Genomic DNA, 14250 nt, shown 5'->3' on the forward strand with positions numbered 1-14250 from the left:
ATACTGATAATAGATGAAATTTTATTTTAAATTTGCATCAATACTTTCGAATATGAAGGTTCGTTTATACTTTTTTATACACATGAATATTATTAAAGACAATGTACAACTCTTTTAGGAAGAAAATGTTCGGAGGGGATAATGTTGTCAATCTCTCGGATGTAAGATATCTGCCAAGGTGGATAATTCTTGTAATAGATATTATCATACTGGTGATATCACTGTTTTTATCTACCTATATCATAGAAAAAATTACACAGTCAGAATTTATCTATCATAAGGATAAGATTGTGGTATTTGCAGGAATTATATTTTCAAATGTCATTTTTATGTACGTTTTTAAAACGTATGCAGGTATTATAAGGCATTCAACATTTATAGATCTTTTCAAGCTGCTCATCTCGTGTTTTTGCACACTGTTTCTAGTGGGAGCAGCAAATGTTATTTGCGGATGGGTTACAGATAAAGGATTTATTCTTAATCCTTTTCTGATACTGTACTTTATTATTTCCTTTATGGGGCTTTTCCTGTTCAGGTTGTATGTTAAAGAGTTTTTTCATATTGTCAGAGAGTACAGAAGAAGCACATTGAAAAAAAGAATTCTTGTACTGGGAATTGATGAGCAGTCCATAGCCATTGCACGTGCTATTCTGGACAACCCGAGCCTTCCTTATCACGTTGTAGGATTTCTTACACAACGTACAGATTCCAGAAGAGCATATCTGTTGGGAAAACCTATCTTATCTAAAGAAAAAATAGAAGAAAATGCAAAAGAAGAGCTCCTGATCGACGGTGTGATTATTATAAAGGAAATGATGTCCAAAGATGAAATGAATTCTTGGGTGAACTTATTTCTTGAAAAAGATCTGAATATATTCAAAGCACCATCGGTGCAGAAACTAAGGGATAGTGATTTTGCGGGTTCGATCCGTAATCTTCAGATAGAAGATCTTCTTAACAGAAAACCTATCAAGATTGAAAATGAAGAAATCAAAAGAAGACATTTCAATAAAAACATACTGGTAACCGGAGGAGCAGGTTCAATTGGAAGTGAAATTGTAAGGCAGGTTGCACAGTTCAATCCTTCACTCATTGTTGTCCTGGATCAGGCTGAAACACCTTTGTATGATATCGAGCTGGAAATGAAAGAGAAGTTCCCTCATATCAGATTCAAATTTGTACTTGCCGATGTTTCGAATAAACACAGAATAGAACCCTTGTTCCAGACCTATAATTTCTCCATGGTGTATCATGCTGCGGCATATAAGCACGTACCTCTTGTTGAAGAGAATCCTCACGAAGGAATATTGGTAAATGTACTTGGATCAAAAATTATCGCAACACTGTCCAGTAAATATCATGTGAACAGATTTGTGATGATTTCTACGGATAAAGCAGTGAATCCAACCAATGTAATGGGTGCATCAAAGAGGGCAGCAGAGCTGTTTGTGCAGTCATTGCAGAATGTAGAAGGAAACACTACTAAATTTATTACGACACGATTTGGAAATGTGTTGGGATCAAATGGATCAGTAATTCCGCATTTTAAAAGGCAAATTGAAGCTGGCGGACCTGTAACCATTACCCATCCAGATATTGTAAGATATTTTATGACGATTCCAGAAGCCTGCGAACTGGTTTTACAGGCAGGAACCATGGGGCAGGGAGGAGAAATCTTTGTTTTTGATATGGGTGAACCGGTGAAGATATTAGATCTTGCAAGAAGAATGATCAAGCTTTCCGGGTTTGAGCCGAATATTGATATTAAAATCATTTATACAGGATTAAGACCTGGTGAGAAGCTTTATGAAGAACTCTTGAGTGACGACGCCAAAACATTACCTACGCATAATGAAAAAATCATGATTTCCAAAGATCCCACAATAGAGTTTTTAGAAATAGAAACGCTCGTAAATTCTATTACTAAAGCTTCTTTGAGAAGGGATAAAGTGGAAGTGGTAAAGCTTCTGAAGATCATTGTTCCGGAATTCAGAAGTAATAATTCAATATATGAAGTATTGGATAAATAGAATAATTTAAATGTATATATTTGTACAATTTTAAAAAAACGATGAAAGGTAAAATATTGGTTATACTATCAGCATTTATAATAGTTTCCTGTAAAACTAATCCTAATGCTAAAAATGATCTTAATTATTTGCAGAATATTGAAAAAGTCGCCATTGAATCTTCTGCCAAAAACTCTGCTAATACTATTCAGAAAGGAGATCAGCTTGTTATTCTTATTACTGCAAAGGATATGGATGTTGTAAAGCCCTTCAACCAAAATTACTCTTCATCAGAAATTGTACAAACCAATTCATTTGCAGGAGGAAACACGCCTAATCAAGGGGTGACTACAATTTCGGGACCTACGTATATTGTGGATGCCAACGGTAATATTGATTTTCCGATTCTAGGTATTATGAATACAGAAGGAAAAACATTAGCAGAACTGAAAGAGCAGTTGAAAGAGAAAATGCAGAAATATGTTATTAATCCTACCATAAACATCAGATTAGCTAATTTTAAAGTAACCGTTTTAGGAGAAGTAAACAGACAAGGAGATTATGTCATTTCAAACGGACAGGGAACTATTCTTAATGCCCTAGGAATGGCAGGTGACCTTACGATGTATGGCAAAAGAGATAATATTCTTATTGTAAGAACCGAAAACGGTCAGGTTACTCATGGTAAAATTAATTTACAGGATGCTAATCTTATTGATTCTCCATTTTACTATCTGAAACAGGGGGATGCTATTATCGTAGCTTCCAGCAATGCAAAAGATATACAGGCAAAACAAAACCCCAATACCGGACTTTATTTAACTGCAATTTCAATAGGTGTTACAGCCATTGCCGTAGTAGTAAGCTTATTTAAGAAATAAATTGATGAATAACCAAAACACTCCAGGAAATTTACAAGTAAATGAATCAAATAGTATTGATATCAATGAGATTATAAGACCTTATTTGAGAAAATGGCCGTGGTTTATAGTAAGTGCATTCACTGCATTTGTGATAGGCTATATTGCTTTGAAATTCATGGTTCCTATTTATAATGTACAGTCTACCGTATTGATTAAAGATGCAAAAAATTCCTCCTCTCCTGTAAATAATGAGCTTGGATTATTACCGGATTTAACAAGTTTTGGTGGTTTAAAGACAAACAGTATTGCTAATGAGATAGAAATTCTAAAGTCAAAAAAAATGATGCGGGAGGTTGTTATTAATAAAAATCTCCAGACAAATGTTATAGCAAAAGGAAAAATAACCGCTGTAGAATTATATAAGGATACATCGCCGATACAAGTAAAAATTATTTCCGAAAAACAGAATAATGCGCCTGTTAATATAATAAACCTTAAAATTGAAGGAGAAAAACTTATTCTATTTTCAGATGAATTAAAAAAAGAAATTATTACAACCTATGGAAAAACAATAGGCCTTCCTTTTGCAAATATTATTATTATTAAAAATCCTCAGTTCAACCCATTATCGGTAAAAGGGATTGATACAAAAAATCTGGAACTTCAGATTTCATCATTAGAAAATGCTGTTAATAGTTTACAGGCTGCCTTGAATGTTTCGCTTCTCTCTAAAGATGCCACTGTTTTAAATATGGAGTTTAAATACCCCCAGATTTCGAAAGCAGAGGATATACTGAATAATCTCGTTACAGTTTACAATAACGACGCCATATTGGATAAAAATATTGAATCAGAGAAAACTCTTGACTTTATTGAGGATAGAATAAAAAAGCTTTCGGGAGAGTTGGGGGAAGTTGAAAATCAGAAGGAAAATTTTAAATCAAAAAATAATCTTACAGATCTTGAAACTGAAGCAAAAATAAATCTTGAAAGTTCTGCTACTGCAAGAGCGAAACAACTGGAAATTGATGCTCAGCTTGAACTTACCAATTCATTGATCGGATTTGTTTCTAATCAAGGACAATATCAGGTATTGCCAGCAAATGTAGGGCTGGATAACCCTGAAGCAGTATCAGGAATCTCTTCTTATAATCAATTAGTAATACATAGAAACCGGTTGCTGGAATCCGGAACACCAGATAACCCTGTTATAGTGGATGTTACCAAACAAATTCAATCCATGAGAAATTCAATTATGCAAAGTCTTCAAAGAAATAAGACAGGATTGGAGCTTGCAAGAAATGAATACATTGGAGAACAAAATAAGGTTGCCGGAAAAATTTCAAAAATTCCTTCTATAGAGAAGATGTTCAGGAGTATTGAAAGGCAGCAGCAGATAAAGGAAAACTTATATCTTCTTTTATTACAGAAAAGAGAAGAAACGGCTATCGCACAATCAATTACCGCTCCAAAGGCAAGAGTTATTGATAAAGCATATGCATCTGATATACCTATTGCACCAAAAAGAAATATTGTACTGCTCACTTCCTTATTTATAGGTTTAGTGATTCCATTTATTATTATATATTTAAGAGAATTACTCAATAACAAAATTGAAACAAAACATGATTTGGAAAGTCTGGTACATGCACCTGTTATTGCAGAATTACCAAGCCTCGAAAGTGAGGATTCTGAAATTGTAAAAGTAAATGATGTTACTCCTATGGCAGAAGCATTCAGAATTCTTATTACTAATATGAATTTTATGCTTCCTAAAGATAATAAAGGGAAAACTATTTTTGTTACTTCTACTGTAAAGGGCGAAGGAAAAACATTTACTTCTGTAAATCTAGCTTTAACTTTAGCTAATCCTAAGAAAAAAGCAATCATTATAGGGTCAGATATTAGGAATCCGCAATTGCAAAGATATAATCCTGCCAGAAAAGGTCTTGTAGGACTTACAGAATATCTTTATTCCGATGATACAAAATTGGATGACATCGTTCACGTTTCTTCATTTAATCCTCATCTTGATGTTATATATTCAGGAATGATACCGCCGAATCCTGCAGAATTACTTTCCAATGGCCGTTACGAAGCACTACTTGAAGCCTTAAAAGAAAAATATAATTATATTATTTTGGATACTGCACCACTGCTCCTTGTTACAGATACATTCCTTATTGCAGAGTTGGCTGATATGACGATTTATGTTTCAAGATCCAAATACACAGAAAAGTCTTTATTGAAATTCGCTAATACAAATATTGATCAGAATAAGATCAAAAATGTAGGTTTTGTTCTGAATGATGTAAACAGGGAAAACTTAGGATATAATAATAAATATGGCTATGGATATAACAATATCCATGAAAAAACATGGATAGAAAAAATTAAAGATAAATTTACACAAAGATGATACCATATAAAATAGCTGTTATAGGACAGGGATACGTTGGCTTGCCTTTATCTCTGGAGTTTGCGGGTCATTATCCTGTATTGGGATTTGATATTAACCCTATAAGAGTTCATCAGCTTAATCAAGGTAGTGATATTACTCTTGAAGCAGATAGAACAAAGCTTAACGATAGCTTGAAAAAATACAATGAAACAAATGGAATAATAGGATATAGGGCAACTAATGAATTGTCTGATATTGCTTCATCAAATATTTATATTGTAACTGTTCCCACACCAATTGACAAGTATAATGCTCCGGATCTTAATCCCTTAATTTCCGCTTCAAAAATGTTGGGAAGCATTATTAAAAAAGACGACATTGTTATTTATGAATCTACAGTTTTTCCTGGTTGTACCGAAGAAGAATGTGTTCCTGTACTTGAAAAATATTCAGGATTACAATACAATAAAGATTTTTTTGTAGGATATTCTCCGGAAAGAATAAACCCGGGAGATAAAATAAATACGCTTACGAATGTTAAAAAGGTTACATCAGGGTCTACGGAAAAAACAGCAGAACAAGTAGATAGTCTTTACAGAAAAATCATTACAGCAGGTACACATAAAGCACCAAGCCTCAAAGTAGCAGAAGCTTCTAAAGCAATAGAAAATGCGCAAAGGGATGTGAATATATCTTTTGTAAACGAATTGGCATTAATTTTCGATAGAATAGGGATTGATACCCATGATGTCTTAGAAGCAGCAGGTACAAAATATAATTTTCTGAAATATAAACCCGGATTAGTAGGCGGACACTGTATTTCCGTTGATCCATACTATCTTGCCCATAAAGCAGAACAGCTGGGTTATCATCCGGATGTGATACTGTCTGGCCGGCGTGTAAATGATTCTATTGCCAAATTTATTGCTTCTAAAGTGGTAAAACTTCTTATTGCAAAAGGAGGTATTATCAAAGATTCAGAAGCTCTTATTTTAGGGGTAACCTTTAAGGAGAATTGCCCTGATATAAGAAATACCAAAGTAATAGATATTTATACAGAGCTTAAAGAATATGGGATAAATGTAGATATCTATGATCCTTGGGCTGATAAAGATGAGATAATACACGAATATGGAGTAACAATATTAGATGCCTTGATTGAAGGAAAGAAGTATGATTCCATTATCGTTGCTGTTTCCCATAATGAATTTATACAGCTGGATCTTGAACAGCTGAAAAAAAATAATGCCGTAGTTTTTGATACTAAAGCTTGTTTTGACCGAAACTTAGTAGACGCAAGATTATAAAAAAAGCATGAACTACGATGTCATTATTATTGGTGCGGGTTTAGTAGGATTAGCCACAGCATATCAGGCAAAAACTAAAAATCCAGATTCTAAAATTTTAATTTTAGAAAAGGAAAATAATGTAGCCATGCATCAGTCTGGACACAACAGTGGTGTAATTCATAGTGGGATCTATTACAAGCCGGGAAGTTTAAAAGCAAAAAACTGTATCGAAGGTTATAACACTGTTATTAATTTTGCTAAAGAATACGGAATTAAGTATGATCTTTGCGGAAAGATTATTGTAGCGACTTCACAGGAAGAATTACCACTTTTGGATAATATTTATAAAAGAGGAGTTGAAAATGGTCTTCAGAATCTAAAATATCTTTCAAGAGATGAATTTCGTGAAATTGAGCCTCATTGTGAGGGGATAAAGGCCATAAAAGTTCCACAGACAGGAATTATAGATTATCCCGGAATCGCAAATAAGATTAAAGAACTTTTTGAAGAATTAGGAGGTGAAATCAGTTTTAATAATGAGGTTAAAAATATCATTGATACAAATTCTGAAATTATTGTTACAACCAGCACTTCCGAATTCAAAACAAAAAAGCTGATCTCCTGTGCAGGATTATATTCTGATAAGGTTACTAAAATGACCAACAATAAGAATGATGTCATTATTATTCCTTTTCGTGGTGAATATTATAAGCTTAAAGATGAGAAAAAATATTTGGTTAAACATTTGATTTATCCTGTTCCGGATCCAAACTTTCCTTTTTTGGGAGTTCATTTTACAAGGATGACCGATGGAAATATCGAATGTGGACCTAACGCTGTTCTCGCCTTTAGAAAAGAAGGCTATCATTTTTTTGATTTTGATTTTAATGAAACCAAGCAGACTCTTTTATGGCCGGGTTTTAGAAAAATTGTAGCTAAATATGGCAAAACAGGGCTGGGAGAAATGCATCGCTCTTTATCAAAATCTGCTTTTACCAAAGCGTTGCAGAAATTGATTCCCGAGATTCGGGAAAGTGATCTTATTCCCGGAGGAGCAGGAGTCCGTGCACAGGCATGCGACAGAGACGGAAATTTGATTGATGATTTTGATATTGTAAAAAATAACAATATAATTCATGTAAGAAATGCACCTTCACCGGCTGCAACATCCTGCCTCTCCATCGGAAAAAAAATCAGCGAATTAATAGAAAACTAATACTTAAAACACTCAGATAAAAACAAATTGTATGAAAATTCAGATGGTTGACTTAAAAAGTCAATATGAAAAAATAAAAGATGAAGTAAATGCCGGAATTCAGGAATGTATTGATACTACTGCGTTTATTAATGGACCTGCGGTAAAAGAATTCCAACAGGAATTTGAAAAATATCTTAATGTGAGACATGTGATTCCGTGTGCAAATGGGACGGATGCCTTACAAATCGCAATGATGGCATTGGATTTAAAACCGGGAGATGAGGTAATCTGTCCTGCTTTTACCTACGTAGCTACTGCTGAAGTAATCGGACTTTTAGGACTAAAACCTATCATGGTGGACGTTGATGAAGATACATTCAATATTGCTATTGAAGGGTTGGAAGATTATATTACTCCGAAAACGAAAGCCATTGTTCCCGTTCACTTATATGGTCAAAGTGCGGACATGGAGAAAGTGATGCAATTTGCTGAAAAACACAATCTATATGTTATAGAAGATAATGCTCAAGCTATCGGCTCAGATTATACATTTTCAGACGGAACTTCAAATAAAACGGGAACAATAGGTCATATCGGCTGTACCTCCTTTTTTCCATCCAAAAATCTGGGATGCTACGGAGACGGTGGAGCATTAATGACGAATGATGATGATCTGGCTTTAAAAATCAGAATGATTGCGAATCACGGACAGCAGAAAAAATACTATCATAAAGTGTTGGGTTGTAACTCCCGACTTGATACGATTCAGGCAGCTGTATTAAATGTAAAATTAAAACATCTCGATCATTACTCAGCTTCTAGAAATCAAATGGCTGGATATTATGATGAAAACCTTAAAGAAATACCTGAAATCCAGGTTCCTGAAAGGGCAAAAAATGCTACTCATGTTTTCCATCAATACACGCTAAAAGTGAAAAATGGGAAAAGAGATGAACTGCAGCAATATCTTGCAGGGAAAGATATTCCAAGCATGATCTATTATCCTCTTCCATTATACAGTCAAGAGGCTTTTAAACAATATGTTGAAGAGGGCTTTAGCCTGCCGGTTACAGAAAAGCTTTGTTCAGAAGTAATTTCTCTCCCTATTCATACAGAATTTAATCAGCAAGTTTCAGATTATATAATTTCTGAGATTAAAAACTTTTTTAAATAATTAATCATGGATTATTCTAAGGCAATACTTATAAGGGAATTTGAAAAGCTCCTTTTGGATCAATTTTCAAAAGGAACTCTTAATGGTACAGTTCATACATGTGTCGGCCAGGAAACTATTGCAGTAGCGATTTCTGAGAACTTTAAAAAAGGTGACAGGGTATTTTCCAATCACAGGGGACATGGTCATTTCATTTCTGTTGGTGGTGATGTAAAGCTTTTGCTTGCTGAAATGTTAGGGAAAAAGTGTGGTATTTCATCAGGGATCGGGGGAAGCCAGCATCTTTACAATGATAATTTTATAAGTAATGGAATCCAAGGAGGCTTAGCGCCTGTTGCTGTTGGATATGCTTATATCAATAAACTAAAAAAGAATGACAATATTTCTATAGTTTTCCTTGGTGATGGCACTATGGGAGAAGGGATTGTATATGAAGCTCTTAATCTTGCTGCTATATATGCTTCACCGACGCTGTTTGTAATGGAAAATAACGGATATGCACAGTCAACTCCTTTTAAAATGATTAAGAAAGGAGAAATAAAGAATAGGGTTGAAGGCTTTGGTGTAACATATATAAAAACTTCAATATGGGCCTCTGATTTTGAAAAAGCAGTACTGGAAGCAATAGCCAAAACAAGAGAAGGACAGCCCGTCTTCTTGGAAATTGAATGTTACAGGCTAAACTCACACTCAAAAGGTGATGATAACAGAGATGCTGCTGAGATTGAGAAGTTTGTATGTATAGATCCAATACATGTTTTCTATAAAAATCATTCTGCTAAAGCAATCGAATATGAAAATTCTGCCAAAGAATTGCTATATAAATATCTTGAAGAGCTGTCTGCTGAAGAGTCGCTTAGTTCAATGAGAAAACATATTTCAATTTTCAATGAAAAAGCTGATAAGGAAAAGATAACCTCAGAAAAAATAGGAAAAAGAATAAACAAGCTTATCAATGAAGGGCTTGACATATTTCTGGCAAAAGAAAATTCACTCTTTTTGGGTGAAGACATTATGCAGACTACAGAACATACGCCAGGTAACTACGGAGGAGCCTTCAAAGTGTCTGAGAAATTAAGTGAAAAATATAAAAACAGAGTTTTTAATACCCCTATTTGTGAGAGTTCCATTGTTGGGTTTGCAATAGGATCCGCATTGAATGGGTATAAATCTATTGCGGAAATCATGTTTGGTGATTTTCTGACACTGGCTTTCGATCAGATATTACAGCAAGGATCAAAAATTCCCGAAATGTTCGGACAAAAAGTTGAACTCCCTATGATTATTAGAACCCCAATGGGAGGAAGAAGAGGATACGGACCTACACATTCACAAAATATCGAAAAACACTTCCTGTTTATCCCAAATACAAGGGTTTTAGCATTGAATTCGTTTTATGATCCGAAAAATATTTTTAAAACTTTATATCAGCATAATGACATTTTAACTTTAATTATCGAAGATAAAATTTCGTACACTAAAGAAATATTTTGGAAAGATCTGAAAGGATATGAAATTTCTAAAACACAAGAGGAGTTTCCGACTTTGATATTCAGTCCGACAAAAATAAAACCTAATGTAACAATACTTTGTTATGGAGGGATGTTGGATGAAGTACTTGCATCTATTGATGATTTGATAATCGAGGAAATTTTCCCTGAGATAATATGTCCTATTCAGATTTCTCCATTCAATATTAATGAAGTGGTAAACAGTGTGGCAAAAACAAAAAACATTTGTATTGTTGAAGAAGGATCGAAATACGCTGGATTGTCGGGAGAAATCTTCTCATATTTTGTGGAACATAAAATACAAATAAACAAAGCAGTACGAATTTCTAATGAAAGTTTAATTCCTTGTGCCAAAGAAGCAGAAATAACAACCATCCCAAATAAGAACATAATTTTTAACGAGATTAAAAAATTTATTTATGAATAAGTATTTTATTGAGCAGATTAACGTAAGTGACAATGAATATCTTGTTACTTCCATATTGTTCCAAAACGGGGATAAAATAAATAAAGGAGATGTAATTTTTTCTTATGAATCTTCTAAAGCAGACTTTGACGGGGAATCTGATCATGAAGGTTATATTTATTATAACCCTACACTTGCGCTTAGAAAAAACTATAAAATAGGTTATTTATTAGCTGTAGTTTCCGAAAACCCAATAACTGATTTTAACAATATTTTCACAGAAAATAATAGTACTGAACTAGAATCTGGTATTCACATAAATCAGGATAGAATTATTACTAAAAAAGCACAGAAATTAATTGAAGAAAACAATATTGATCCCGGTGTTTTTACAGAGGAAATTGTTTCCGAAGAAATTGTTTCAGATTATCTAAGCAAAAATAAAAAACATACTTTTCAGGATATTGGATTTTACTACTCCGGTACTTTGGACTTTAAAGTTAATAACGGACAGAAAAGACTGGCTATTATTGGTGCAGGAAAAGCAGCCCTCCAGCTTTTGGATACTGTTTTTGAACTTAAAAATATCAATCCTGTTGTATTGTACGACGGTAATCAGAATATCATAGGAAAAAAACTGTTAGGGATAGAAATAAAACAGCTTTCTATTGAGAATATTGTAAAAGATTTTAAAGACCAGATGTTTGATGAGATCATCATATCTTTCTCAGGAAACATTGCTGAAAGAAAAAAATGGTTTGATTTACTTAAAGAAAACGACCTTTCTATAGCTAATATTTTTCATCCTACATGTATTATAAGCAATTTTGTAAATTTAGGTGAAGGAAATATCTTTTTTGCCAATACCAGAATAGGTCCATTCGTTGAAATTGGCAATAATAATGTTGTTTCATCTTACTGCAGTTTTGAACATCATAACAAACTGGGAAACCATAATACATTCGGTCCATCGGTTGTTTTTTCCGGAAGCTGTACCATTGGCGATGAAATTAAATTTGGTACGGGCATCTTTATAGAGCCAAGAGTTAATATTGAAAGCAATAGCATAATTGCCTCAGGATGTATTGTGCAAAGAAATATTTCCGCTTACAGCATTTTAAGAAACACAACAAAATTTGAAATAAAAAAAATTAATACAGGTGAATAAAATAAAATTTGCGGTTGTCGGCTGTGGCCATATTGGCAAAAGACACGCGGAAATGATATCCAGAAACCCTGAATGTGAACTGGTAGCGCTTATAGATATAAAAGAAAAATCAGTCTTAGGAATTGAAAGTTATAATGTTCCTTTTTTCTCATCGTTAGATGATTTTTTAAAATCCGAAATTGAAACGGATGTTATAAATATTGCATCACCCAATGGCTTTCATTTTGAACAAGCTTATAAAGTGATTTCTTCTGGTAAACATGTTGTTGTAGAAAAACCGATGGCATTAAAAAAACAACATGCTGAAAAGCTTATTTTTCAGGCATTACATAAGCATAAGCAAATTTTTGCAGTAATGCAGAACAGGTATTCGCCACCCTCTGTCTGGATCAAAGAGATGATAGAAAGCGGTAGATTGGGAGAAATATATATGGTTCAGCTCAATTGCTATTGGAATCGGGATGACAGATACTATAAGCCTGAATCATGGCACGGTAAGCTGGAGCTTGACGGAGGAACTCTTTTTACCCAGTTTTCTCATTTCATTGATATTATGTATTGGTTATTTGGAGACATTACTAATATTCAGGGTAAATTTGCCGATTTTAACCATAAAGATCTTACTGATTTTGAAGACTCAGGCTTTGTAAACTTTGATTTCGTAGAAGGAGGAATGGGTTCTTTAAATTATTCTACTTCCGTATGGAGCCAAAATCTTGAAAGTTCAATGACTATTATTGCAGAAAATGGGTCCGTAAAGATTGGCGGCCAATATATGGATAAGGTAGAAATCTGTAATGTCAAAGATTATGTATTGCCAGAGTTGCCTCCTACAAATCCAGGGAATGATTATGGAGCATATAAAGGCTCTGCTGCGAACCATCATTACATTATTGAAAATGTAGTGGATGTTCTAAAGGAAAGAAATACGATTACTACCAATGCGCTGGAAGGTCTGAAAGTAGTAGACATAATTGAAAGGATATATGCCTTTAAAAAGAATTCATGAAAGAAAAACTGCAAGGTGTACTCAGGTCATCAAGTATAACGAGTTCTCTTAAGTTAATGATAGGTACCGGAATAAGCCAATTTGTTCCGGTACTCTTTAGTCCCTTATTAGCAAGAATTTATTCACCGGTTAATTTTGGTGATCTAGCTATTTTTATGGCGTTCTCGGTCATTATTGGGATGTGTGCTTCAGGAATGTATGAGTTTGCAATTGTTCTTCCCGAAAAAGATTATGACGCGATAAATATAGTAAAATTGATAACGCTCATTTCTTTATCAATAAGCTGCTTATGTGAAGCTGTTTTTTTAATTCTTAGTTTCTTTATTGAATTAGATACATTTTATCACCTAATACCTTTTTCAATCTTTTTTACGACTTGTTATAATATTTTGTCCTATTGGTATAATAGGACCAAAAAATATAAAAAGCTAAATTTTGTTAGAATTCTTCAATCTGTAATAATTGTTTCCGGAAGCTTTATTTTCTATAACCATGAATATGGATTAATTTATGGCTTTCTATTGGGAGGACTCTTTTGTTGTTTAATGTTCTTATTGAACTTTTTAATCTATTTTCGTAGTATTAATATTCGTGAAATTAAAAGCCTGGCAATTACTTATAAGAAATTTCCCTTGCTGATATTACCATCATCCATGATGAATACGATAAGCAGCTATGCACCTGTTTTTTTTATAAAGAAATTCTATTCATCATCAACATTAGGTTCTTATTCTATATCAAACAGAGTACTTACAGCCCCAATATCTGTAATAAGTACTGCTATAGGACAAGTATATTTCAAAAATCTTTCTGATTATTATAATGAAGGAAAAAGTGATCTTATTAAAAAAACATTTTTAAACAGTACGTATATTTTAAGTCTCATATCAATCTTTATTTTTTTACCTTTATTTTTTTTAGGTAAAGAATTGACAGTTTTTGTTTTTGGAAATGCTTGGAAGGAAGCCGGAGAATTTATCGGAATTATCGCCTTGGCGTCTATGATTAAATTTGTCGTTTCTCCACTTAGTACAATTTTAATTGTTAAAAAAGAATTGAGTAAAGTTGCTAAATGGCAAACCATTTATTTTTTTACAACCATGGGGATTTTTATAATAGGTAGTTTTTTTCCAATTAAAACATTATTGTGGATATATGTTATTCATGAAACAATATTATATGGTATTTATTACTATATTATGAAAAATATAATAACGTAATT

General features: G+C 33.3%; 10 protein-coding genes. All 10 read left to right on the plus strand.

The genetic code is table 11. The features are described from left to right. The first annotated feature begins 101 nt into the window (after window positions 1-101). From HHL20_RS01375 to HHL20_RS01420, 10 genes are read left to right on the plus strand one after another with little or no spacing between them, the layout of a single operon-like run. The gene (locus tag HHL20_RS01375) at window positions 102-2030 is read left to right on the plus strand and encodes a nucleoside-diphosphate sugar epimerase/dehydratase (protein WP_169229414.1); all 1929 of its coding nucleotides are present in this window, start codon (window positions 102-104) and stop codon (window positions 2028-2030) included. Between the two features lie 41 nt (window positions 2031-2071). After that, the gene (locus HHL20_RS01380; RefSeq protein ID WP_169229415.1) at window positions 2072-2890 is read left to right on the plus strand and encodes a polysaccharide biosynthesis/export family protein; all 819 of its coding nucleotides are present in this window, start codon (window positions 2072-2074) and stop codon (window positions 2888-2890) included. Between the two features lie 4 nt (window positions 2891-2894). Continuing rightward, window positions 2895-5291, plus strand: coding sequence for a GumC family protein (locus HHL20_RS01385; RefSeq protein ID WP_169229416.1), 2397 nt, complete (start codon window positions 2895-2897; stop codon window positions 5289-5291). After that, window positions 5288-6580 carry a nucleotide sugar dehydrogenase gene (locus tag HHL20_RS01390; protein ID WP_169229417.1) on the plus strand — a complete coding sequence of 431 codons (1293 nt, stop codon included), beginning with the start codon at window positions 5288-5290 and terminating at the stop codon, window positions 6578-6580. Before HHL20_RS01385 ends, HHL20_RS01390 begins: the two co-directional genes overlap by 4 nt. Before the next feature lie 7 nt (window positions 6581-6587). Next, a complete protein-coding gene (lhgO, locus tag HHL20_RS01395; RefSeq protein WP_169229418.1) occupies window positions 6588-7778 on the plus strand; it encodes an L-2-hydroxyglutarate oxidase in 1191 nt (396 codons plus the stop codon). 31 nt (window positions 7779-7809) lie between these two features. Continuing rightward, entirely contained in the window at window positions 7810-8934 is a 1125-nt protein-coding gene (locus HHL20_RS01400; protein WP_169229419.1) for a DegT/DnrJ/EryC1/StrS family aminotransferase, read from the plus strand. Window positions 8935-8940: 6 nt separating this feature from the next. After that, window positions 8941-10872 carry an alpha-ketoacid dehydrogenase subunit alpha/beta gene (locus HHL20_RS01405; protein WP_169229420.1) on the plus strand — a complete coding sequence of 644 codons (1932 nt, stop codon included), beginning with the start codon at window positions 8941-8943 and terminating at the stop codon, window positions 10870-10872. Further along, window positions 10865-12019 carry an acetyltransferase gene (locus HHL20_RS01410; RefSeq protein WP_169229421.1) on the plus strand — a complete coding sequence of 385 codons (1155 nt, stop codon included), beginning with the start codon at window positions 10865-10867 and terminating at the stop codon, window positions 12017-12019. Before HHL20_RS01405 ends, HHL20_RS01410 begins: the two co-directional genes overlap by 8 nt. Further along, entirely contained in the window at window positions 12012-13028 is a 1017-nt protein-coding gene (locus HHL20_RS19655) for a Gfo/Idh/MocA family protein (protein ID WP_317165918.1), read from the plus strand. Before HHL20_RS01410 ends, HHL20_RS19655 begins: the two co-directional genes overlap by 8 nt. Next, window positions 13025-14248, plus strand: coding sequence for an oligosaccharide flippase family protein (locus HHL20_RS01420; RefSeq protein ID WP_169229422.1), 1224 nt, complete (start codon window positions 13025-13027; stop codon window positions 14246-14248). Before HHL20_RS19655 ends, HHL20_RS01420 begins: the two co-directional genes overlap by 4 nt. Window positions 14249-14250 lie beyond the last annotated feature (2 nt).

Origin of the sequence: Chryseobacterium cheonjiense (genome assembly GCF_012927265.1) — a bacterium.
Lineage (GTDB): Bacteria > Bacteroidota > Bacteroidia > Flavobacteriales > Weeksellaceae > Chryseobacterium > Chryseobacterium cheonjiense.

What these genes read in the sequence shown, in the direction of transcription:
- HHL20_RS01375 (WP_169229414.1), top strand. Translation starts at nt 102, where the DNA reads ATGTACAACTCTTTTAGGAAGAAAATGTTCGGAGGGGATAATGTTGTC.
- HHL20_RS01380 (WP_169229415.1), top strand. Translation starts at nt 2,072, where the DNA reads ATGAAAGGTAAAATATTGGTTATACTATCAGCATTTATAATAGTTTCC.
- HHL20_RS01385 (WP_169229416.1), top strand. Translation starts at nt 2,895, where the DNA reads ATGAATAACCAAAACACTCCAGGAAATTTACAAGTAAATGAATCAAAT.
- HHL20_RS01390 (WP_169229417.1), top strand. Translation starts at nt 5,288, where the DNA reads ATGATACCATATAAAATAGCTGTTATAGGACAGGGATACGTTGGCTTG.
- lhgO (WP_169229418.1), top strand. Translation starts at nt 6,588, where the DNA reads ATGAACTACGATGTCATTATTATTGGTGCGGGTTTAGTAGGATTAGCC.
- HHL20_RS01400 (WP_169229419.1), top strand. Translation starts at nt 7,810, where the DNA reads ATGAAAATTCAGATGGTTGACTTAAAAAGTCAATATGAAAAAATAAAA.
- HHL20_RS01405 (WP_169229420.1), top strand. Translation starts at nt 8,941, where the DNA reads ATGGATTATTCTAAGGCAATACTTATAAGGGAATTTGAAAAGCTCCTT.
- HHL20_RS01410 (WP_169229421.1), top strand. Translation starts at nt 10,865, where the DNA reads ATGAATAAGTATTTTATTGAGCAGATTAACGTAAGTGACAATGAATAT.
- HHL20_RS01420 (WP_169229422.1), top strand. Translation starts at nt 13,025, where the DNA reads ATGAAAGAAAAACTGCAAGGTGTACTCAGGTCATCAAGTATAACGAGT.